Origin of the sequence: Listeria valentina (genome assembly GCF_011800755.1) — a bacterium.
Lineage (GTDB): Bacteria > Bacillota > Bacilli > Lactobacillales > Listeriaceae > Listeria > Listeria valentina.
In genome coordinates, this window is record NZ_JAATJW010000038.1 from 1 (window position 1) to 22,389 (window position 22,389).

Consider the following 22,389-nt stretch of genomic DNA (forward strand, 5'->3'; position numbering starts at 1 on the left):
TCTTTTTCCATTTTTATAGAAAAAAACGCCCATCCCTCTTCTTTCTCATGGAGGGATGGGCGTTTTTCGACAGTCTGGATTGTCCCAAAAGTTGGGACAATCTTTTTTTAATTTTTATGCTCTTCTTTGTGATGCGTTCTTGGTTTGCGATTGCGCTCACCGCTACCAAAATGTTTCTTGTGCTCTTTATCTTGCGGTTTCTTTTCGTCTAAGCCTGCTGGTTTTTCAAGCAAAGCTTTGCGAGATAAGTTAATTCGACCTTGGTTATCAATTTCAATAACTTTGACTGTTACTTCATCGCCAAGTTTAAGGATATCTTCTACTTTTCCAACTCGTTCATGTGCTAGTTCAGAGATATGGACTAAACCATCAGTTCCTTTAAATAGTTCAACGAAAGCTCCGAATTTTTCAATACGACGAACTTTGCCAGTGTAGATTTCGCCTACTTTAGCTTCGCGTACGATGTCTTCAATGATTGCCATTGCTTTTTTATTCATTTCTTCATCTTGTGAAGCTACATAAACTGTTCCATCTTGTTCGATATCGATCTTAACGCCAGTTTCATCAATGATTTGATTAATTTGCTTCCCACCAGGTCCGATAACATCTTTAATTTTATCTTCTTTAATCGTCATCGAAACGATCTTAGGCGCATATTTTGATAGATGATCGCGCGGTGCACTGATTGTGGATAGCAAATGATCCAAAATATGCAGGCGACCTGCTTTAGCTTGCGTAAGAGCTTCTTCAAGAATTTGACGGCTAAGTCCATCAATTTTAATATCCATTTGAAGAGCCGTAATTCCTTCGCTCGTTCCAGCTACTTTAAAGTCCATATCACCAAAGTGATCTTCCATTCCTTGGATATCCGATAAAATCGTGTAGTCATCTCCCAATTTCACAAGACCCATTGCGATACCCGCTACAGGAGCTTTAATTGGAACACCAGCATCCATTAGCGCGAGCGTTGATCCACAAATACTTGCTTGCGAGCTAGAACCATTCGATTCTAATACTTCTGAAACAAGACGGATTGTGTATGGAAATTCTTCTTCACTTGGAATAATGTATTGTAAAGCACGTTCGCCAAGTGCTCCGTGCCCAATTTCACGACGCCCGGGGCCACGACGAGGTCCAGTTTCTCCAACACTAAATTGTGGGAAATTATAGTGATGCATGAAGCGTTTATATTCCTCTGCGCCAAGTCCATCAATAATTTGATGTTCGCGTAGTGGTGCTAACGTACAAATACTTAGAGCTTGTGTTTGTCCACGAGTGAAAAGACCCGATCCGTGAACGCGAGGTAACAAGCCCACTTCAGAAGACAAGGGACGAATTTCGTCTACTTTACGTCCATCTGGGCGGATTTTTTCTTGCGAAATTAAACGACGCATTTCATCTTTTTCAATCATCTCAAGAATATGCGCCACTTCAGCAAGAATCTCTTCTTCATCTTCAAGTTCTTTTTCTTTGTAGCTTTCAAGAATTTCTTCTTTGACAGCTTCAATCGCCGCTTCACGCGCTTTTTTCTCTTCTGTTTGAATCGCTTGTTTCATTTTCGCTTCGCTGACAACTTTCACTTCTTTTTCCAGTTCAGGGTCAGTGACGAAAAGTTCGATTTCGCGTTTTTCTTTTCCTACTGCTTGAATAATTTCTTCTTGGAACTTGCAAAGACGTTTAATTTCTTCATGGCCAAACATGATAGCTTCAAGCATCGCTTCTTCAGAAACTTCTTTTGCTCCTGCTTCAACCATATTGATCGCATCATATGTTCCAGCAACTGTTAAGGAAATATCACTTTGCTCCGCTTGTTCGATCGTCGGGTTGATGATATATTCACCGTTTATGCGTCCTACTTCCACGCCTGCAATCGGTCCATCAAATGGAATATCCGAGATGCAAAGAGAAATCGAAGAACCAAGCATGGCAGCCATTTCTGGCGAGCAGTCTTGCTCAACACTAAAAACAGTGGAAGTGATTTGCACTTCATTCCGGAATCCCTCAGCAAAAAGCGGACGAATTGGACGGTCGATCAAACGAGCTGTAAGTGTTGCACGATCACTTGGACGTCCTTCACGCTTTAAAAATCCCCCTGGCACTTTCCCGACGGAATACATTTTTTCTTCATAATTAACAGTTAACGGAAAAAAATCACCTGGTCTTGGTTTTTTAGAACCTACAGTAGCCGTTAAAACAGCTGTATCGCCAAAACGAACTAGTGCAGCACCACTCGCTTGTTTTGCAAGTTGCCCCACTTCTACGGCAAGTGTCTTACCGGCAAGTTCAGTCGTAAAGACTTGTTTTTCAGACATATTTTCACTTCTCCTTTTCTTCGGAGCGCAGAACTTTACCATGCATCAATTCTTTCATGCACACCTCGTTTAAAAGGCACGCATGAATCCAAAAACCTGATAAAAACCCATTTTACCACGTTTTTGGATTCATGCGATAAAGCTTCAAACGCTCTCCTTTTTACTCTTTAAAAAAAGCGGGAACCCATAAGAATCCCGCTTTTTTCGGTCTCGTTTTTAACGACGTAAACCTAAACGTTTGATAAGTTCGCGGTAACGTTGCACATCTTTTTTACGAAGATAAGTAAGCAGGTTACGACGGTGACCAACCATTTTCATCAAACCTCTATAAGAATGGTGGTCTTTCTTGTGTACACGAACGTGATCATTTAAATTATTGATTTCTGCAGTTAGTACAGCAATTTGCACCTCTGGAGAACCTGTATCTGTGTCATGGACACGATATTCAGCAATAATCTTGTTTTTTGCTTCTTGAGTTAATGCCATTAACTCCACCTCCTTCATTTCTAAATCCCCTATTACTGAGCAAAACGTTGGTGACTCGTCACTGCCAAGTAAAGGTTCTTGTCGTACAGAGTTAAAGATACACTATTCTACCAAGAAAAGCAAGTAAAAATTTACTTCTCGTGGCCGTTTTTGCAGGCTAAATTGATTGGGCAAAATAAGCGCGCGTATTCGCTTCATCTTGCTTGAGTTGTTCCACAAGACCTTCTACGCCGCTAAATTTCATTTCTGGTCGGAAGAAATGGAACCATTCGATTTCAGCTTGTTCCCCGTAAATTTCACGATCAAAGTCTAAAATGAACACTTCAATTGAGCGTTCCTGATCAGTTTTAAACGTCACATTATAGCCAATACTCGCCATCCCTGCATAGCTTTTCCCGCCGATAATGAATCGAACCGCATAAATTCCAAGTTTTGGAATCAAATAATCTTCATCAATTTGCATGTTCGCAGTTGGGAATCCAAGCGTCCGGCCACGTTTATCTCCGTGAATGACCGTTCCCTTCACTTTATACGGATAGCCCAAAAGGTCATTAGCAGTATCCAAATCACCATCTTCAATCGCTGAGCGGATCTTCGTCGAACTGATCTTTTCTTCAAAAGCTTCCTGCTTATTCACGATCGTAACATCAAAACGGCCCTTCGCATAAGAAGCCATCTCTTCCATCTTCCCTGCCCCTTTTTTGCCATAAGAATAATCAAAGCCAGCCACCACATGACGCGCATTTAACTTAACCAAATAGTCTTCCACAAATTGCTCAGGAGATAAGTCAGCAAATGCTGCCGTGAAACGAACTACATATACGATATCAATCCCAAGCTGTTCTATTTTTTCTAACTTTTCATCAAGTGGTGTTAAATAATGGACAGCTTTTCTTGTCTGACTGAGCACAACAGACGGATGTGGGTCAAAGGTAAGTACAGCACTTTTCTCCCCATTTTCATCCGCAATTTGCTTGGCTTTTTTGATGACCGCTTGATGTCCTTTGTGAACCCCATCGAAGAACCCAAGAGCGATCGTTTTGGGATCGTGATTTTCTACCATAACATCTGGATGATGCAAAAAACAAGTTTCCATGACAATATCTCCTCTGTTTTAAATTTCTATTTTTCGATTTCAAAAAGAGAGTTATGCAAGCTCGATCACTTTTTCCGGCTTCCAAACCCCTGATCTACTTGGATGCATTTGATAAAGCGCTGTTAATTTCCCATCAAACAGCAGAGCAACAGGTGAAGAAGGCACAATTTCCTCTGTAAAAAGTTCCTGCTCCGTTAGTAAAGCTCCATTTAAAACACGTTTATGCAACGCTTCTGTGAGCATTACTTGAGGAAAACTTTGAACCCCTAGTTCCAGTGGCTTCAAAAAGCTTAAATCGTCCGCTTGCATCTTTTCTTCAATTTCTGCAAGAGTCAGACAATCAGCTTCCTCAAAAAAGCCACTTTTAGAGCGCCGCAAAGCCGACATATGGGCAGGGTATCCTAGTTTTTCACCAATCATCACAGCAAGCGTTCGAATATACGTCCCTTTCCCGCAGCGAATTCTTAATGCAAAACTTGGACTTGTTTGCGTGATTTCATGGCTATCTAAGCGCTGTAGCTCATCAATCTGGACTTGGCGCTTTGGCCGTTCAACGCTTTCTCCCACGCGAGCATACTCATAAAGTTTTTTCCCAGCCACTTTAACAGCTGAATACATAGGAGGAATTTGAGTGATTTCGCCTGTCAATTCATCTAAGACTTTCGCGATTTCCTGCGCAGAGATTGGTTCAGAAATCTCTTTTTCTGCCACTGTATCCCCCGTCTGGTCTTCTGTCGTTGTGCTTCTTCCAAGCGTGATTTCCGCGTGGTATTCTTTTCCTTCATCTGTTAAATACTCCGCGAGTTTCGTTGCTCGTCCCACACAAATCGGTAAAACCCCAGCCACTTCAGGATCAAGTGTACCTGTATGTCCGACTTTTTTGGTTTTTAAAATCTTTCGAAGCTTAAAAACACAATCATGGCTGGTTAAACCGCGCTCTTTATATAGTGCAATGATGCCGTCCATGTTTTTTGCTCCACTCCTTTTCACTCAAAAAAAGCCGAAACGGAAACGGAATAATCGTTTTGTCTCGGCTTTTTAATTTTAACTGTCTTTATTTAAGTCCCGAAGTAACTCATCAATTTTATTGCCGTACTCAAGTGAGCTATCTACTTCAAACAAAAGCTCAGGAACTTTACGCAAACTCATACGGTTCCCAATTTCAGAACGAATAAAGCCATGTGCCTTTTCTAAGGCAAGCAAAGAATCTTCACGCTCTTTTTCATTTCCTAGAATCGAAATAAAAATTGTTGCTTGCTGCAAATCACCAGTAACATCAACATCCGTTACGGTAATAAAGCCTAGACGTGGATCTTTAATTTTTCGGTTTAAAATATCGCCTAGTTCTTTTTTCATTTGCTCAGCAACCCGATTTGCTCTAACACTCATTTTGTTCACCTCTATACCCAGTCTGCTTCCGTCTTGATTCTCTCCCATTCCGGGAAAGAATCAAGAAACGAAAGGACTTGTTCCGTTTCTTTTTCACACTGGACGCGTGTATCCGAAACCACAGCAAAACTAACTTCTGTTCGCTGCCACTTTTCTTTAAAAGCTGTTTCCGCAATGGAAACATTATATTTTTGGCGTGTACGCGTTAAAATACGCTTTAACACACTTCGTTTTTCTTTCAAATTCATCGCGTCATGAATGATCCATTCAACCGCGACTGCTCGAATAATCATGCGCGTTCGATTTCTTCCATTACGAAGGCTTCAATCACATCATCTTCTTTAATATCATTAAAGTTTTCAATTGTGATCCCACATTCATAGCCTTTTGCTACTTCTTTAGCATCATCTTTGAAGCGTTTAAGTGAGGAAAGTTTTCCTTCAAACACAACAATACCGTCACGAATCAAGCGCACGCCACTATCACGTGTGATTTTTCCGTCCGTTACATAACACCCGGCAATTGTTCCGATTTTCGACACATTAAAGGTTTGACGAACTTGCGCTTGTCCGATAATTTTTTCTTCATATTCCGGATCAAGCATTCCTTTCATCGCCGCTTCAATTTCTTCGATCGCTTTATAGATGACGCGGTGTAAACGAATATCAACGCCTTCATTTTCAGAAGCTTCTCGAGCTTGCGTAGTAGGTCGAACGTTAAAACCAATGATGATTGCATTTGATGCCGCAGCAAGCGTAATATCTGATTCATTAATCGCACCAACTGCTGTATGAATGATATTGACATTGACACCTTCAACTTCAATTTTACGAAGTGAAGCTGCAAGCGCCTCAACCGAGCCTTGTACGTCTGCTTTGATAATGACATTGACTGCCTTCATTTCGCCAGCTTTCATGTGTTCAAACAAGTTATCTAAGCTAACTCGATTTGTTGCTGTACGTTGTTCTTGCACTGCTTTTGTGGCACGTGATTCCCCAACTGAACGAGCTGTTTTTTCGTCTTCAAAGACAACAAAACGATCACCCGCTTGCGGTACATCATTTAGCCCTGTAATTTCAACCGGTGTACTTGGACCAACTTGTTTCACCCGACGTCCCAGATCATTGACCATCGCACGAACACGACCAAAGGTATTCCCAACAACAATCGGATCTCCAACATGTAGCGTTCCATCTTGAACAAGGAGTGTAGCAACAGAGCCGCGACCTTTATCGAGTTCTGCTTCCACTACCGTACCAAGCGCACGACGTTCAGGATTTGCTTTTAGTTCTTCTACTTCAGACACAAGAAGAATCATATCGAGTAAATTGTCTAATCCTTCGCCAAATTTAGCAGAAATTGGTACAAAGATCGTATCTCCGCCCCAATCTTCTGGGATAAGTTCATATTCCGTCAACTCTTGCATGACACGTTCCGGGTTCGCTTGTGGTTTATCAATTTTATTGACAGCCACAATAATCGGCATTTTAGCAGCTTTTGCATGGTTAATCGCTTCAATCGTTTGTGGCATCACGCCATCATCAGCAGCCACAACAAGAATCGTGATATCTGTGATTTGCGCACCACGTGCACGCATTGCAGTAAAGGCTGCGTGTCCAGGTGTATCAAGGAACGTAATTTTCTTACCACGAACATCTAATTGATACGCACCAATATGCTGAGTGATCCCACCTGCTTCACCAAGTGTTACTTTCGTGTTTCTTAGTGAATCAAGAAGAGTTGTTTTCCCGTGGTCAACGTGCCCCATGATTGTAACAACTGGCGGACGTTCTTCAAGATGTCCCGCATCTTCTTCCGCTGCGTTTTCAAAGTAAACATCGAGATCCGTCACATCTACTTTAATTTCTTCTTCTACTTCCACACCATATTCTGCACAAATTAATTCAATGGCATCTTTGTCGAGTTCTTGGTTAATCGTTGCAACAACGCCTAATAAGAACAGTTTTTTGATGATTTCAGAAGGTTCACGATACAATTTTTTCGCAAGTTCTGCGACTGTCAAAGACTCTGTAAACGTGATTTTTTCTGGAAGTGGTTTTGGTTTTGGCGGAGTTGCCGGTTGTGCTTGATGATTTTGTTTCCCTTTTTTCTTGCCTTTACCACCACGATTTTGGTTAAATCCACCGTGAGTTCCGCCTTTGCCGCCACGATTTTGGTTATTGTTTCCGCCAAAGCGGTTTCCTTGATTTTGATTTCGTCCAGGAGAAGCATTTGTGTTCCGGTTGCCCGAATTTGCGCTAGATTGTGGTTTGTTTTTGTTCGTATTTGCGGGCTTATCCGTACGTTTTGCTTGCTCTCCTTGACTGGTTTTTTGTTCATTTTGACGTGGCTTGTTGTTATTTTGTGCAGCTGGACGCTGCGGTTTATTTTCTTTTGGTTTTTGGTTATTATTTGAATTCAGTTTATTAGACTCCTTGCTATTCGGTTTATTTTGGACTTTTTCATTTTTTTGAACAGCCGGTTTCTCTTGTTCGCTTGAAAAAGCTTGATCGAGTTGTCTTAAGGCATTATCATTAATCGTCGACATATGGTTTGAAACTTCTACACCTAAGCTGTGTAACTTTTCAATAACTTCTTTACTCGAAACTTGTTGTTTTTTTGCATACTCATATACACGAATTTTACTCATGCCGTACACCTCCACTAGGTAATCAACCGAGGAGTTCATTTAGTTTTTTGGCAAATCCTTTGTCGAGAATACCAATGACTGCACGCGTTTCTTTGCCGATCGCCCCTCCTAGTTCTTCTCTTGTAAATTTTTTTTGCAAGGGGACGTCGTAGTATTCACATTTATTTCGGACCTTTTTTTCTGTCCCGCTTGAAACATCATCTGCTAAAACAACAAGTGATGCCTTTCCGCTGCGAACTGCTTTTAAAACTAATTCTTCTCCGGTTGTTATTTTCTTTGCACGATTCGCAAGGCCGAGGAGTTGGAGAAATTTTTCATCCATGATTCTTATCCTCGAGGGATTCTACATACGCAATTAACTCGTCATAAAACCCTTCTTGCTCTTTCATTTTTAATTGGTGGGATAACGTATTTTTTTCTTTCGTACGTTTCGCCACATCTAAATCCTTCTTAATATAAAAGCCACGTCCTGGTGCTTTTCCTGTTGGATCAATCGTGAGTTCCCCATCTTTTGAATACGCAATGCGCAAAAGTTCTTGTTTAGGGAGTCTTTCACCAGTTACAATACACTTTCTAAGTGGAATTTTTTTGTTCCGCATGTCTGCTTTTCTCCTTTATTCTTCATCTTCCGAAACGTTATTTTCTTCTACAATCGTTTCTTCTGTTTCTTGAACAGGTGTTTCTTCACGCGGATAAATACCCATTTCGCGGGCAACGCTCTCGCTTTTAATATCAATTTTCCAGCCAGTTAACTTCGCAGCAAGACGAGCGTTTTGACCACGCTTCCCGATTGCAAGAGAAAGTTGATAATCTGGCACGACAACGGTTGTCGCTTGTTCTTCTTCATTCACAATCACATCAAGCACTTTAGAAGGGCTAAGTGCGTTTGCAACAAATGTAAATGGATCATCTGACCATTCTACAATATCAATTTTTTCGCCTTTCAACTCATTCACAATCGCTTGTACACGAGCTCCTTTAGGTCCAACACAAGCTCCAACAGCATCCACTTCTGGATCTGCAGTGTAAACCGAAATTTTAGAACGATCTCCTGCTTCCCGAGCGACCGATTTGATTTCCACAATTCCTTCATAAATTTCAGGAACTTCCATTTCAAATAGACGTTTTAATAATCCTGGGTGTGTTCTTGAAACAAAAATTTGCGGACCTTTCGTTGTCTTTTCTACTTTAGTCAAATAAACTTTGATCCGGTCATGCGGGCGATAAGTCTCATTTGGCATTTGTTCATTTTGCGAAAGAATCGCTTCAATTTTACCAAGGTTCACATAGATGAAACGGGAATCTTGTCGTTCTACGATCCCTGTCATGATATCATCTTCGCGGTCAATGAACTCATCGTAAATAATGCCTCGCTCTGCTTCACGCACTCGTTGTGTGACAACTTGTTTAGCAGTTTGTGCAGCAATACGCCCAAAATCTTTCGGGGTAACTTCTAATTCCACAACATCCCCTACTTTATACACGGGGTTTAATTCATGCGCTTCTTCAAGCGAAATTTCAAGACGTGAATCGAATACTTGATCCACCACATCTTTTCTTGCAAATACGCGAATAGATCCATTTTCAAGATTCAATTCCACACGTACATTTTGTGCTTGGTTAAAATTTCGTTTATAAGCAGAAACAAGCGCTGCTTCAATTGCTTCGACGATTACATCTCGAGAAATTCCTTTATCATGTTCTAAAACATGAAGAGCATCTAATAATTCTGTGCTCATTACTCATTCACTCCTTATTTAATTTTTTAAAATTCAATGGCAAGGCGTGCTTTCGCAACCTTGTCTTTCGGGATTACACATGTGATTTTTCGCGTTTTATCTTTGATTTCAATAATTAATTCATTTCCATCATAAGACATAAGCGTGCCTTCCCACATTTTACGATCATCAATTGGCTCATAAGATGTAATATGCACATAGCTTCCCACTGCGTTTTCAAAATCTGCTTCTTTTTTTAGAGGACGTTCAGCGCCAGGAGAAGAAACTTCTAGAAAATAGTTTTGACTGATTGGATCAGACTCATCTAATTTTTCACTTACTTTTTCACTGACAATTGCGCATTCATCAATATCAATTCCACCATCTTTATCAATAAAAATACGTAAAAACCAATTTTTTCCTTCTTTTTCAAACGCTAAATCGACAAGTTCAAAGCCTAACTCATCAGTAATCGGCTTGACAAGCTCCTCTACTTGGTCCAAAACCTTACTCATTTCAGCCTCCTTAGAGATATGCTCTGCTACCGGTGCGAATGTTCTTCCAAACAATCGCAAAACGAAAGAGTGGGCAAATGCCCACTCTTAGCTGAGTTATCGTTGTATTTCATTACATAGTATACCATAGCCTGCGTGATTTCGCAAACAAGCCCCCAATTTGTGGGCCTTTTTTAAAACAGCGACAACTGATTTTGATCGGGAAGTCCTTCCAAACAGCCTTGCTCATCCATATATTGAATGATAGTTTTAGAGACTTTCCCACGTTGTTGCAAGTCTTCCTTTGATAAGAATTCACCGTCCGCACGAGCCGTAACAATTTGTTTCGCAACGTTTGTTCCAAGACTTGGAATTGCATTAAACGGTGGAATCAGCGTATCGCCTTCAATGATAAACTCATCTGCCTTCGATTTATATAAATCAACTTTTTGGAATTTATACCCTCTCGCAAGCATTTCGTTTGCGATCTCAAGCACCGTGAGCAAATTCTTTTCTTTCGTCGAGGCTTCAAGCCCTTTATCATTAATTTCTTTCATGACGGCTTTAACCGCTTCACGTCCGTTCACCATTGATGTTAAATCAAAATCATCTGCACGAACGGAGAAATAAGTTGCATAGAAATAAAGTGGATGATGCACTTTAAAGTAAGCAATCCGAACTGCCATTAAAACATAAGCAGCCGCATGGGCTTTCGGGAACATATATTTGATTTTTTTACAAGAATCAATATACCAGTTCGGCACATTGTTTGCGATCATGGCTTCTTCCATTTCGTCTGTTAAGCCTTTTCCTTTCCGTACTGATTCCATAATTCGGAAAGCAAGCGAACTTTCAAGACCTTGATAGATCAAGAAAACCATGATGTCATCCCGACAACCAATTACATCAGGAAGCTCACAAATTTTATTTTTAATTAATTCTTCCGCGTTTCCGAGCCAAACGTCAGTCCCGTGCGAAAGTCCAGAGATCTGAACAAGTTCGGAAAACGTGGTTGGTTTCGTTTGTTCAAGCATTTGTCGAACGAAGCGTGTCCCAAACTCAGGAATCCCCAGTGTCCCCGTCTTCGAATCAATGTCCTCTGGCGTAACGCCAAGCGATTCCGTTGAACCAAATAGTTTCATCACTTCTGGATCATCAGTTGGAATGGTTTTTGGATCAATTCCGCTTAAATCCTGAAGCATCCGGATAGCCGTTGGATCATCGTGCCCAAGAATATCGAGTTTCAGCACATTATCGTGGATGGAGTGGAAATCAAAATGAGTCGTTTTCCATTCCGAATCCGTCGCATCCGCAGGAAATTGAACAGGCGTAAAATCATAGACATCCATATAATCTGGAATAACGATGATACCGCCCGGATGCTGCCCTGTCGTACGTTTTACTCCCGTACAGCCTGCAACAAGCCGGTCCACCTCGGCACCGCGAATATTCATGTTCATATCTCGCTCGTAACCGCGCACAAATCCAAAGGCGGTTTTTTCAGCGACTGTACCGATCGTTCCGGCACGATAAACGTAATCTTCCCCAAATATTTCTTTCGTATAAGCATGGGCAACAGGTTGATAATCCCCAGAGAAGTTAAGGTCAATATCGGGAACCTTATCTCCTTTAAACCCTAGGAAAGTTTCAAACGGAATATCTTGCCCTTCCTTCCGGTAAGCCGTTCCACATTCCGGACACGTTTTATCAGGAAGGTCAAAGCCAGAACCAACCGACCCATCATGAAAGAACTCAGAATGCTTACAGTTCGGGCAAAGATAGTGTGGCGGAAGTGGATTCACCTCAGTAATTTCCGTCATCGTCGCTACAAATGAAGAACCAACCGATCCCCGGGAACCAACCAAATAGCCATCATTCAGTGATTTTTCAACCAATTTATGTGAAATCAAATAGATAACGGCAAATCCATGACCGATAATACTCTTAAGTTCTTTTTCAAGCCGTGCTTCCACGATTTCAGGAAGCGTTTCGCCGTATAAATCATGTGCCATCTTATAACTCATATTGCGAATTTCATCTTCGGCACCTTCAATTTTTGGCGTATAAAGCTCATCTTTAATTGGCTTCAACTCATCCATCCAGTCCGCAACTAAGTTCGAATTCGTCACAACAACTTCTTCTGCTTTTTCCGCGCCAAGGAAACTAAATTCCTTAAGCATCTCTTCCGTTGAGCGGAAGTGCACATCTGGAAGTTCTTGACGATTCAGTGGATTCGCGCCTCCCATCGAATGAATCAAGATTTTTCGATAGATTTTATCTTGCGGGTCCTTATAATGGACATTTCCCGTTGCTACAACAGGTTTTCCAGTTTTTTCGCCCACTTTTACGATGTTTTTCAAAATCTCTTCCAAAGCTTTTTCATCACGTATCATTTCACGTTCAATCAGTGGCGCATAAACAGGTTTTGGCTGTATCTCGATAAAATCATAAAACCCTGCTACTTTTTCTGCTTCCGCCATTCCTTTTTGCATCATTGCTTCAAAAAGTTCTCCCTGACTACAAGCCGTTCCAATAATAAGTCCTTCACGCAGTTTCTTAAGCTTCGAACGCGGAATCCGTGGCACGCGATAGAAATAGTCAATGTTCGACATGGAAATCAGTTTGAACAAGTTCTTCAAACCTTCTGCCGTTTTGGCATAAATCGTTGCATGGAATGGACGCGCGCGTTTATAGGCATCCCCTTCTCCCATGAACTGATTGAACTCATCATGGTTCATGATCTCATGCATTTCTTTTGCATCTTTGATGAGTTTCCAAGCCAAATAGGCAGTGGCCTCCGCATCAAAAATCGCGCGGTGATGCTGTTCCAATATAATATTGAACTTTTTCGTCAGTGTATTCAAGCGGTGATTCTTAAAATGCGGATAAAGAAAGCGAGCTAGTTCGAGCGTATCAATGACCGCGTTAGGTGCATCTTGCATGCCAATCTTTCGGTAAGCCGTATTGATAAAGCCCATATCAAAAGAAGCGTTGTGGGCAACAAGGATTGCATCTCCGCACCATTCACGGAAATTTTTCAAGACAACATCAATTGGATCAGAGCCTTTTACCATGTCATCTGTAATCCCTGTTAAGTTGATTGTGGTAGCCGAAAGCGGATGCCCCGGATCAATAAAAGCTTCAAATTTATCAACAATCTCGCCATCTTGCATTTTAATTCCCGCAAGTTCAATAATCGTATCATAAACAGCAGAAAGCCCCGTAGTTTCCACGTCAAAAACAACATAAGTCGCATCTTTTAAATCAATATGTTTGTCGTTATAGGCAATCGGAACCCCATCATCAATCAAATTTGCTTCTACACCGTAAAGAATCTTGATGCCAAATTTTTGTCCCGCCGCATAAGCTTCCGGAAACGACTGCACAACCGAGTGATCCGTTAACGCAATCGCTTTATGTCCCCAATCCGCAGCTTGCTTAGCAAGATCTGTAATCGAATTCGTTGCATCCATTTGGCTCATGTTCGAGTGCAGATGAAGTTCCACACGTTTTTCTTCTGCCCCGTCAAGCCGTTTTCGCGGTGCAATTTCATTCACATCTTGTGCCATCATAATTAAATCACGCACAAAAGTGTCATTTTGGACACTTCCACGCACTTTCACCCACATGCCCTTTTTCAAATTCTGGAACATGGCTGCGTCATCTTTATCACGAGAAAACATCTTGATGATCATCGAGCTCGTATAGTCAGTGATTTTAAATTGAAGCAAACTCCGCCCGCTTCTCAGTTCACGAATTTCCGTCGCAAAAACATAGCCCTGAACAGTAATTCGGCGCTCCTCGTCATAAATATCGCCGAGATGCTTCACTTCGTCGCCATCCTTAATTTTATAGCCCAGTTGGAACGGACCCGTAAGTTCAGCTGGAGCTTGTGAAGTCCCGTTTTCCGCTTCTAACTGACGCTTTTGCATGACTTGAACCGCAGCCTTAGCCTTCTGAGCATCTTCCTCTTCCTTCGCCTTTTTAAAGGCTTCGTAAGCTTCCGTATTTTCCTGCGTAAGCACAGCAGTTCGAAAAGCAAGACGCGGGAACCCGCAGTTTGCATAGTTTTCAAGAATTTCTGCAGCAAAACTTTGCTCAAATTTTGTCTTTTCCATTTCGTTGTGCAAATTTAACTCCAAAAAATGAGGTTCCTTAAACTTTGGCTTTTGTTCCATTAAAACTTGCCCGATCAAAGGCGATGTCGCTAAAATCGGCGAAACAAGGATATTCCAATAATCTTGAATCAACGTTTCATCGAGGCGCGCTTCTTTGGCGTGAATAGCAAGTTCCGTATTCGCAATCTCGTTAAACGCACGTTTCATGCCCGTATCCAGTAATGTATAAAAATCTGCGGGAAAAATCTGCGGTGTCTCTAAATGAAACTGCCACGTTTTATTTCTTTTATCCGCAATCAACTTTTCAATTTTGGTATCCCGCGTGAAATCTTCAAATGTTTTGTCTTCCTTTAATCCGATTTGTTCTAAAAGAAGTTGAAATCGCTCCTTTTTTTCTTCTTCTGAAGCACTCAATTGGGTGTCACTCCTTTCAGCTAAAAAGCTGTAAAAAGTACCTTCCACAAAATGCAAAGGTACTTTTTAATCTATCTCTATTGTACATGAAAAATCATTTTTCGCCAAAAAGAATTGGCAAGGTATTTAACAATTCCTCTTCGCGAACTTCAATCATTTCGCCAGTTTTGCGGATTTTCACTTCAACAATTCCTTCAGCCGCTTTTTTCCCAACGGTAATCCGAATTGGAAGTCCAATCAAATCAGCATCCGCAAATTTCACCCCAGCTCGTTCTGAGCGGTCATCTAGTAGTACACTATAGCCTGCAGCTTGCAGCGATTCATAAAGCGTATCTCCAAACTCACGCTGTGCATCATCTTTCATATTTACTGGAATCAAATGAATATCGAATGGTGCAATTCCTTTTTCAAACACAAGCCCTGCTTCGTCATTGCACTGTTCCGCAATAGCCGTAAAAAGACGAGAAACTCCGACACCGTAACATCCCATAATAAGTGGATTCGCGCGCCCATTTTCATCAAGAAAAGTCGCCTTCATCGCCTCTGAGTATTTGGTTCCAAGTTTAAAGATATGGCCCACTTCAATACCTTCTGCAAACTTAATGACACCTTGTCCATCAGGAGATAAATCCCCTTCTTGAATCATGCGCAAATCAAAATAACTTTGCACCGTAAAGTCGCGTTCTGGATTGACATTGATAAAATGGTACCCATCTTCATTGGCGCCCACTACAGCATTCACAACATCTTGCACGGCGTGATCTGCATAAATCCGAATATCCTCAGGTGCTTCAATCGGTCCAAGCGAACCAAAATTTGCGCCAAGAAGTTTAACCGCTACTTCTGGATCAGCAAGTTCAACTGATTTTGCTTCCAACGCATTTTTGATTTTAATATCATTGACTTCATGGTCGCCACGAACCAGTACCATGATAATATCGCCATCCACATCAAACAGCATTGATTTCACTGTTTTTTCAATTGGAATATCTAAATTGGTAACAAGATCCTCAATTGTCCGTAATTCAGGTGTCGCAATTTTTTCTAATTCGGCTTCTTGCTCTAGCGACTTCTTGCCATTATAAAGGACAGGTGCCATTTCCGTGTTTGCTGCATAATCAGACGAATCGCTATAAGCAATCGTATCTTCCCCAATTTCAGATAGCACCATAAATTCGCGAGATTCTTTCCCACCAATGGCACCAGAATCTGCAATCACTGCACGGAAATCCAAACCACAGCGAGTTAAAATATTGCAATACGCTTGATACATTTTTTGATAGGTTTCATCCAAACTTTCTTCATTCGCATGGAATGAATAAGCATCACTCATGATAAATTCCCGACCACGAAGTAGCCCAAAGCGAGGTCGTTTTTCATCACGGAATTTAGTTTGAATTTGATAAAGCGTGATCGGAAGGCGCTTATATGATTTGAGTTCATCACGAACTAGGTCCGTAATCACTTCTTCATGCGTGGGTCCAAGTACGAAATCACGACTATTGCGATCTTTAAGACGCATTAATTCTGGTCCATAATCATTCCATCTGCCCGACTCCTGCCAAAGTTCAGCAGGTTGAAGAGCTGGAAGAAGAAGTTCAGAAGCACCCGCGCGGTTAAATTCTTCACGAATGATTTGCTCGATTTTTTGTAAAGTAAGACTTGCAAGTGGTAAGTAACTATAAATCCCACTTGCAGTTTGCCGAATAAATCCTGCTCGAAGAAGCAATTGATGACTTCTTACCTCGGCATCAGCAGGCGTTTCTTTTAATGTTGGAATAAAAGTCATTGTTTGACGCATAAAACACACTCCCCTTTTAAATTATTCCTAGCAGGTGACGTCTAGAAAAAGGCCCGCTGAATATCGTTCCATGTTACAAGGATCATTAAGACCATTAATAAAGCAAAGCCAACAAAATGAATGATTCCTTCTTTTTTTGGATCTACTGGTTTTCTGCGGATAAGCTCATAAAGGAAGAACAGCAAACGTCCTCCGTCTAGTGCAGGAAGCGGTAATAAGTTTACAATTCCTAAATTGATGCTTAAAACAGCCGTCCAGTTTAATAGTGTAAGGAAGCCGTAACTAACAACTTGTTCCGTACTCGTATAAATTCCAACTGGTCCATTCAGCATATCTAGTGAGAAGCCACCCGTGATCATCTTCCCGAGCACATCAAAGATTTGGTGAATCCAGTTCCAAGTATTTGTGAAACCGTAACTAATCTTAGCTCCGAACGAATCCTTAATTGGATTTTCAACTCCAATTTTCCCAACGGCTTCGCCTTGAACTTTTTGTTTTTCAGGTGTTACTTTTACCTCTTGCGTTTTACCATCCCGTTCAATTTTGAACGTTAACTTCTTATCTGGATTTTCTGAGACTTTCCCAACAATTTCAGCCCAAGAATTGGTTTTTGTTCCTGAAATCGAGAGAACCTTGTCGCCTTCATGAAGGCCAGCCTCAGCAGCTGGGCTATCTTTTACAACATTTCCAAGCGTGTTTTCCGTTGAAGCAACCCCGCCTTGGATAAAAGCGAGTGCTGTGAAAATCAAAATAGCTAAAATGAAGTTAAAAAGCGGTCCCGCAAAAATAGTTGCTGCTCGTTTTCCTAGTGACTTAGCACCGAAAGTCCGATCATAAGGAACGACTTGTGTCTCAATTTTCCCATCCACAACAACAGCGTCACGCGCAACTTGATAGCGAATTTTTTTCGATTCATCATAGTCTTCAAAGCCTTCAATAAACAGCTCTTTTTCAAGATCTGCTTTTGAAACTTCAAACGGTTGGGCGTTCACATATTGATCTTTTCCGTTAACGATGATTTTCGTTACAGTTTCATCTTTTGATAACTCGAGCCCTACTCGGTACCCCGGTTTTAAGTCTAATTCTTCACCGTCTTCGCCCGCCATCCGAACATAACCACCGATCGGTAGCAAACGAATCGTATATTGTGTTTCCTTCTTTTTGTAAGCAAAAATTTTCGGTCCAAAACCGATCGAAAAATCACGCACCAAAATCCCAGAACGTTTTGCAAGCAAAAAGTGCCCTAATTCGTGAAAGAAAACGATGAGTCCAAAGACGAAAATAAATGCAATAATCGTTGTCAAATTAATTTCACCTCTATAAAAGTGTTTTTACGTATGCCCTTGTTTCTTGATCGACTTGCAAAATCGTATCCAGTGATGGTGCTTGAATCACAGTTTGCATGTGATGATTCATGGCGTTTTCAACCACTGCTTCAATATTGTTAAAATCAACCTGCCCATTTAAAAAGCCAGCAACCGCAATTTCGTTGGCAGCATTTAAAACGGTCGGCATCGTTCCACCTATTTTACCAGCGTTGTACGCTAATTTCAATGCCCTAAATCGATCATAGTCGACGTCTTCAAAATGAAGCGTTCCAATTTTAGCTAAACTGAAAGGCTCGCTAAATTGAATGCTTGACCGGTCTGGGAAAGTAAGTGCATATTGAATCGGAATACGCATGTCTGGTGCCCCGAGTTGGGCAATCATGCTTCCATCGATGTATTCAACCAGTGAATGGACGATGCTTTCCCTATGGATAACAACATCGATATCGTCATAATCCATATCGTAAAGCCAGTGCGCTTCAATGACTTCAAGACCTTTATTGAACATCGTCGCCGAATCAATTGTGAGTTTATTCCCCATGTTCCAGTTCGGGTGGTTTAGCGCTTCTTTTACCGTCACGTGTTTCAGTTCTTGACACGTTTTATCACGAAAACTTCCGCCGCTAGCTGTAATAATCAGTTTCGAAACATTTTCGCGTTTTTCACCATTTAATGCTTGAAAAACAGCCGAATGTTCACTATCAACCGGCAAAAGATCCACACCTTTTTTTCGAGCAGCTTCCATAACTAAGTGCCCAGCCGTCACAAGGGTTTCCTTATTCGCGATCGCAATTTGCTTACCAGCTTCAATCGCGTCGAGCGTCGGCAAAAGACCCACACTCCCAATCACAGCACTCAGCAAAATATCCCCTTCAGAGAAAGAAGCGATCGCACGAAGTCCTTCCATTCCCGAATAAAAACGAATATCAGGAAACTCGAGTTTTAGCTTTTCCACATCTCGTTTGTTTTGAACGGATACAGCTTTTGGCTTGAACTCTTGAATGATTTTACGTCCTAGCTCCACATTTCGGCCAAAGGATAGCGCAGTAATCTCAAAAAGTTCTGGATGCTCTCTTGCAATTTCCAGAGTTTGGGTTCCAATCGAACCCGTTGCACCTAACAAATTAATTTTCTTCATGGCTTCATCTCCATTAAATGATTTGCAGTATATGTAACAGCGGTAAAACAAATAGTAGACTATCAAAGCGGTCTAAAATCCCGCCATGCCCCGGTAAAATCTTTCCAGAATCTTTCACATCATAAAAACGTTTTAGCGCAGACTCAACTAAATCGCCAAGCTGTCCGAAGATCGAAAGCACAATCAAAGCAAGTAAGACAAGACCGATGTTCCCGCTTAAACCCATAAAGTAGAAAAAGCCACCTGCAATTATAAGAGCCGAAACAATGCCTCCGATGAAGCCTTCTACTGTCTTATTTGGGCTAACATGTGGCGCGAGTTTGTGCTTACCAAACTGACGACCAATGAAATAAGCGCCCGTATCCGTTGACCAAACGATGAGGAGCGCAAATAAAACATAGTAAAGTCCTGCATCACGCGTGAGCGCCAGGTAATGAAATCCGATTCCCACATAAAAAGAAGAAAGAACAGCAATTCCCGCTTGATCAAAGTGAAATTTGTTTTTTGAAAAAACGGTATAAGAAAGCAAGATTGCAATCCCGATAAAGATCAGCTCAATCATTGATAATCCGAAATGGTCTAACCAAGTTAAATAATTTTCCGGCACAACAACGAGCCAAGTTAAAAGCATGGTGACAATACCGTTCACCGAAAATAGTGATTGCTTTGTCATCGTGAGAATCTCATACACGGCAATCGATGCGAGTAGAATGCTAATCAGTTCAAATGGTACCCCGCCAACAACAACGAAGGGGATAAAAATAATAAGAGCCACAATGGCCGTAATAATTCTTGTCTTCACCTTTTTTCCTCCCTAAAGCCCGCCAAATCTACGTGATCGATTTTGATAGTCAATCATCGCTTCTAAAAAGTCTTCTTCTGTAAAGTCAGGCCAGTGAACATCTGTAAAGTAAAACTCACTGTAAGCCAACTGCCAAAGCATAAAATTGCTAAGCCGTAGCTCCCCACTTGTACGAATCAATAAATCAGGATCACCTAACCCATTTGTCATTAAATGTTTTTCAATGTCAGCTTCTGTGATTTCTTCTGCTTTCTTCCCACTTTTTTCTAGTTCGCGGATAGCTTCTTTCATTGCCGTTACAATCTCAGCACGCGACCCGTAATTTAAAGCAAAATTAAGCACAAGACCCGTGCAATGTTTGGTATCTTCAATCGCCTTCTCTACAGCACGAAGCGTGTGTAATGGCAAATTATCCCGATATCCCATAACATTGACTTTGACGTTTTCTTGGATGAGTTCTGGGACAAATGTATCGAAAAACTCAACAGGTAATTTCATTAAGAAATCCACTTCGTCAGTTGGACGCTTCCAGTTCTCTGTTGAAAAAGCATACAATGTCAAAACTTCAATGCCCATTTCATTCGCATAACTTGTGATCTTCTTGACGACATTCATGCCTTCTTTATGACCAGCAATGCGAGGTAAAAACCGTTTCTTAGCCCATCTTCCATTGCCGTCCATGATAATTGCAACGTGCTTTGGAAGTGGAAGTTCGGGTGATAATTCACCATCTATAAAATTTTCATTTTGTCGAAAGAGCTTTTTAAACATTTTAAATCCTCCAATAGAAATGCCACTGTTCTGCGCATGTCTATACCTATAATACCAAAAAACGCCCAATTAATGTACTAAAATTTGCATGTGATTCATGAGATTTCCATGAGAAAAGCGGTTTAGTTAGGATACAAAAGAAAAGCATCCCTCCCCTTCCTAAAGTAGAAGAAAAGGAATGCTTTTTCGTGTCATTAATTAAACTTCCATGATTTCCGCTTCTTTAGCTTTAGCGATTTCATCAATTTTTTGAATGCTTGCATCCGTTAGTTTTTGAACATCTTCTCCGTAAGTACGCAAGTCATCTTCTGTGATTTCGCCAGCTTTTTCAAGCTTCTTAAGTTCATCATTGGCATCGCGGCGCACATTACGAACCGCAACTTTTGCTTCTTCCGCTTCTTTTTTCACTTCTTTCGCAAGTTCACGGCGACGTTCTTCCGTTAATTGCGGAATTGTAAGACGAAGCACTGAGCCATCGTTATTTGGCGTTAAGCCAAGATCTGATTTCAAAATTGCTTTTTCAATATCTTCAAGCGCATTTTTATCAAAAGGTGTGATAAGAAGCATTCTAGCTTCTGGAATGCTGATCCCCGCAATTTGATTAAGCGGAGTTGGCGCACCATAATATTCCACTTGGACACGATCCAAAATTGAAGCATTTGCACGTCCAGCACGAATTTGTCCTAACGCGCGGGATAAAGCTTGCTCAGATTTTTCCATTTTTTCCTGTGAATTTTGTAAAACTTCTTTACTCATTGATTTATTTCCCCCTTACGGTTGTTCCGATTTTTTCGCCAAGAACGACACGTTTAATGTTGTTTTCAGTTTCCGCAAACGAAAATACGATCAGCGGAATATCGTTATCCATACTTAGTGAAGATGCTGTAGAATCCATCACTTGCAAGCCTTCTTTAATGACATCCAAATAGGAAAGTTCATCATATTTTTTCGCTGTATTATCAACACGTGGGTCAGCACTATATACGCCATCCACATTGTTTTTAGCCATCAAAATGACATCAGCTTCAATTTCAGCTGCACGAAGCGCCGCTGTTGTATCTGTAGAAAAATACGGGTTTCCTGTTCCCCCTGCAAAAATCACTACACGTCCTTTTTCAAGATGACGTATAGCTTTCCGTCTAATGTAAGGCTCTGCAATTTGACGCATATCGATTGAGGTTTGCACACGCGTTGCCACGCCAATATTTTCTAATGAGTCTTGAAGCGAAAGCGAGTTCATCACCGTTGCAAGCATGCCCATATAATCAGCAGCTGCCCGGTCCATCCCCATTTCACTTCCAAGACGTCCGCGCCAGATATTGCCGCCACCGACAACAACTGCTACTTCTACGCCTAATTCAACTACTTCTTTTACTTGCTTGGAAATTGCGTTTACGATATTCGGACTAATTCCAAAACCGTCCGTACCCGCAAGCGCTTCACCACTTAATTTTAAAACGACACGTTTATATTTTGGGGTATCCATAATGACCTCCACACCTTTATTCTAGTTCATGATAAAAGAGTTTTTTATCCACCAGTATCCATTTTACTAAAAAACGATCAATTACAAAAGTATTTTCTATGAAAAAGCCAAAAAAGTTCTCTTTTACTAACTGGACAATTTCAAATGCAGAATAGGATAATCCTTTCCTTGCCCATCTTTTTCACTTTTTCCATAAACTTCAAACCCATTTTTCTCGTGAAATTGATGCTTTGCTTTTTTTCATGCTAGACAACTCCGATAGAATATATTTTGTATAGCATAGAATACATCTAAAAAACGAAACCCGCTATTCCAAACGAATAGCGGGTTTCACAAATTATTAAAAATCAAAATTTTTTGTTATCTTTTTTAACTTGGCTCATAAC

Annotated in this window: 19 protein-coding genes; all 19 read right to left on the minus strand. The window is 41.0% G+C overall.

What is annotated here, in order from left to right:
- Positions 1-107: 107 nt before the first annotated feature.
- The 19 genes from pnp to pyrH all read right to left on the minus strand — a co-directional run bounded on the left by pnp (position 108) and on the right by pyrH (position 22,003).
- Positions 108-2,312, minus strand: a complete 2,205-nt coding sequence (gene pnp, locus HCK02_RS09265; protein WP_167629839.1) for a polyribonucleotide nucleotidyltransferase — start codon at positions 2,310-2,312, stop codon at positions 108-110.
- A 216-nt stretch (positions 2,313-2,528) separates the two neighbouring features.
- Positions 2,529-2,798, minus strand: a complete 270-nt coding sequence (rpsO, locus tag HCK02_RS09270; RefSeq protein ID WP_036072602.1) for a 30S ribosomal protein S15 — start codon at positions 2,796-2,798, stop codon at positions 2,529-2,531.
- A 157-nt stretch (positions 2,799-2,955) separates the two neighbouring features.
- Positions 2,956-3,894 carry a bifunctional riboflavin kinase/FAD synthetase gene (locus HCK02_RS09275; RefSeq protein ID WP_167629840.1) on the minus strand — a complete coding sequence of 313 codons (939 nt, stop codon included), beginning with the start codon at positions 3,892-3,894 and terminating at the stop codon, positions 2,956-2,958.
- 51 nt (positions 3,895-3,945) lie between these two features.
- The gene (gene truB / locus HCK02_RS09280) at positions 3,946-4,860 is read right to left on the minus strand and encodes a tRNA pseudouridine(55) synthase TruB (protein WP_167629841.1); all 915 of its coding nucleotides are present in this window, start codon (positions 4,858-4,860) and stop codon (positions 3,946-3,948) included.
- Positions 4,861-4,938: 78 nt separating this feature from the next.
- Positions 4,939-5,283 carry a 30S ribosome-binding factor RbfA gene (rbfA, locus tag HCK02_RS09285; RefSeq protein ID WP_167629842.1) on the minus strand — a complete coding sequence of 115 codons (345 nt, stop codon included), beginning with the start codon at positions 5,281-5,283 and terminating at the stop codon, positions 4,939-4,941.
- Positions 5,284-5,294: 11 nt separating this feature from the next.
- Entirely contained in the window at positions 5,295-5,576 is a 282-nt protein-coding gene (locus HCK02_RS09290) for a DUF503 domain-containing protein (RefSeq protein WP_122865589.1), read from the minus strand.
- Positions 5,573-7,933, minus strand: coding sequence for a translation initiation factor IF-2 (infB, locus tag HCK02_RS09295; protein WP_167629843.1), 2,361 nt, complete (start codon positions 7,931-7,933; stop codon positions 5,573-5,575). The genes HCK02_RS09290 and infB overlap by 4 nt, the downstream gene beginning before the upstream one ends.
- A 22-nt stretch (positions 7,934-7,955) precedes the next feature.
- The gene (locus HCK02_RS09300; protein ID WP_115752618.1) at positions 7,956-8,255 is read right to left on the minus strand and encodes a YlxQ family RNA-binding protein; all 300 of its coding nucleotides are present in this window, start codon (positions 8,253-8,255) and stop codon (positions 7,956-7,958) included.
- Positions 8,248-8,532 (minus strand): RNase P modulator RnpM, encoded by a 285-nt coding sequence (gene rnpM, locus HCK02_RS09305; RefSeq protein ID WP_167629844.1) that lies wholly within the window; start codon positions 8,530-8,532, stop codon positions 8,248-8,250. Before rnpM ends, HCK02_RS09300 begins: the two co-directional genes overlap by 8 nt.
- A 15-nt stretch (positions 8,533-8,547) precedes the next feature.
- Entirely contained in the window at positions 8,548-9,672 is a 1,125-nt protein-coding gene (gene nusA, locus HCK02_RS09310) for a transcription termination factor NusA (RefSeq protein WP_167629845.1), read from the minus strand.
- Positions 9,673-9,698: 26 nt separating this feature from the next.
- Entirely contained in the window at positions 9,699-10,166 is a 468-nt protein-coding gene (gene rimP, locus HCK02_RS09315; protein ID WP_115752621.1) for a ribosome maturation factor RimP, read from the minus strand.
- A gap of 173 nt (positions 10,167-10,339) precedes the next feature.
- Positions 10,340-14,677 (minus strand): PolC-type DNA polymerase III, encoded by a 4,338-nt coding sequence (locus HCK02_RS09320; RefSeq protein ID WP_167629846.1) that lies wholly within the window; start codon positions 14,675-14,677, stop codon positions 10,340-10,342.
- 94 nt (positions 14,678-14,771) lie between these two features.
- Positions 14,772-16,478, minus strand: a complete 1,707-nt coding sequence (locus HCK02_RS09325; RefSeq protein ID WP_167629847.1) for a proline--tRNA ligase — start codon at positions 16,476-16,478, stop codon at positions 14,772-14,774.
- A gap of 41 nt (positions 16,479-16,519) precedes the next feature.
- The gene (gene rseP / locus HCK02_RS09330; protein ID WP_167629848.1) at positions 16,520-17,782 is read right to left on the minus strand and encodes an RIP metalloprotease RseP; all 1,263 of its coding nucleotides are present in this window, start codon (positions 17,780-17,782) and stop codon (positions 16,520-16,522) included.
- A gap of 13 nt (positions 17,783-17,795) precedes the next feature.
- Positions 17,796-18,944: a 1-deoxy-D-xylulose-5-phosphate reductoisomerase gene (gene dxr, locus HCK02_RS09335; RefSeq protein WP_167629849.1), complete on the minus strand. Its 1,149-nt coding sequence runs from the start codon at positions 18,942-18,944 to the stop codon at positions 17,796-17,798.
- A gap of 13 nt (positions 18,945-18,957) precedes the next feature.
- Entirely contained in the window at positions 18,958-19,746 is a 789-nt protein-coding gene (locus tag HCK02_RS09340) for a phosphatidate cytidylyltransferase (protein ID WP_167629850.1), read from the minus strand.
- 12 nt (positions 19,747-19,758) lie between these two features.
- Positions 19,759-20,517: an undecaprenyl pyrophosphate synthase gene (gene uppS, locus HCK02_RS09345; RefSeq protein WP_167629851.1), complete on the minus strand. Its 759-nt coding sequence runs from the start codon at positions 20,515-20,517 to the stop codon at positions 19,759-19,761.
- 198 nt (positions 20,518-20,715) lie between these two features.
- The gene (frr, locus tag HCK02_RS09350; RefSeq protein WP_167629852.1) at positions 20,716-21,273 is read right to left on the minus strand and encodes a ribosome recycling factor; all 558 of its coding nucleotides are present in this window, start codon (positions 21,271-21,273) and stop codon (positions 20,716-20,718) included.
- Between the two features lie 4 nt (positions 21,274-21,277).
- Complete coding sequence (gene pyrH / locus HCK02_RS09355; RefSeq protein ID WP_167629853.1) at positions 21,278-22,003, minus strand: UMP kinase; 726 nt, start codon at positions 22,001-22,003, stop codon at positions 21,278-21,280.
- Positions 22,004-22,389: the final 386 nt, after the last annotated feature.

Bases quoted from the DNA above. Each gene is read 5' to 3' on its own strand.
- rimP (WP_115752621.1), bottom strand. From the start codon at position 10,166: ATGAGTAAGGTTTTGGACCAAGTAGAGGAGCTTGTCAAGCCGATTACT.
- uppS (WP_167629851.1), bottom strand. From the start codon at position 20,517: ATGTTTAAAAAGCTCTTTCGACAAAATGAAAATTTTATAGATGGTGAA.
- pnp (WP_167629839.1), bottom strand. From the start codon at position 2,312: ATGTCTGAAAAACAAGTCTTTACGACTGAACTTGCCGGTAAGACACTT.
- HCK02_RS09325 (WP_167629847.1), bottom strand. From the start codon at position 16,478: ATGCGTCAAACAATGACTTTTATTCCAACATTAAAAGAAACGCCTGCT.
- rpsO (WP_036072602.1), bottom strand. From the start codon at position 2,798: ATGGCATTAACTCAAGAAGCAAAAAACAAGATTATTGCTGAATATCGT.
- rnpM (WP_167629844.1), bottom strand. From the start codon at position 8,532: ATGCGGAACAAAAAAATTCCACTTAGAAAGTGTATTGTAACTGGTGAA.
- rbfA (WP_167629842.1), bottom strand. From the start codon at position 5,283: ATGAGTGTTAGAGCAAATCGGGTTGCTGAGCAAATGAAAAAAGAACTA.
- HCK02_RS09300 (WP_115752618.1), bottom strand. From the start codon at position 8,255: ATGGATGAAAAATTTCTCCAACTCCTCGGCCTTGCGAATCGTGCAAAG.
- HCK02_RS09275 (WP_167629840.1), bottom strand. From the start codon at position 3,894: ATGGAAACTTGTTTTTTGCATCATCCAGATGTTATGGTAGAAAATCAC.
- nusA (WP_167629845.1), bottom strand. From the start codon at position 9,672: ATGAGCACAGAATTATTAGATGCTCTTCATGTTTTAGAACATGATAAA.
- infB (WP_167629843.1), bottom strand. From the start codon at position 7,933: ATGAGTAAAATTCGTGTATATGAGTATGCAAAAAAACAACAAGTTTCG.
- truB (WP_167629841.1), bottom strand. From the start codon at position 4,860: ATGGACGGCATCATTGCACTATATAAAGAGCGCGGTTTAACCAGCCAT.
- frr (WP_167629852.1), bottom strand. From the start codon at position 21,273: ATGAGTAAAGAAGTTTTACAAAATTCACAGGAAAAAATGGAAAAATCT.
- HCK02_RS09290 (WP_122865589.1), bottom strand. From the start codon at position 5,576: ATGATTATTCGAGCAGTCGCGGTTGAATGGATCATTCATGACGCGATG.
- dxr (WP_167629849.1), bottom strand. From the start codon at position 18,944: ATGAAGAAAATTAATTTGTTAGGTGCAACGGGTTCGATTGGAACCCAA.
- pyrH (WP_167629853.1), bottom strand. From the start codon at position 22,003: ATGGATACCCCAAAATATAAACGTGTCGTTTTAAAATTAAGTGGTGAA.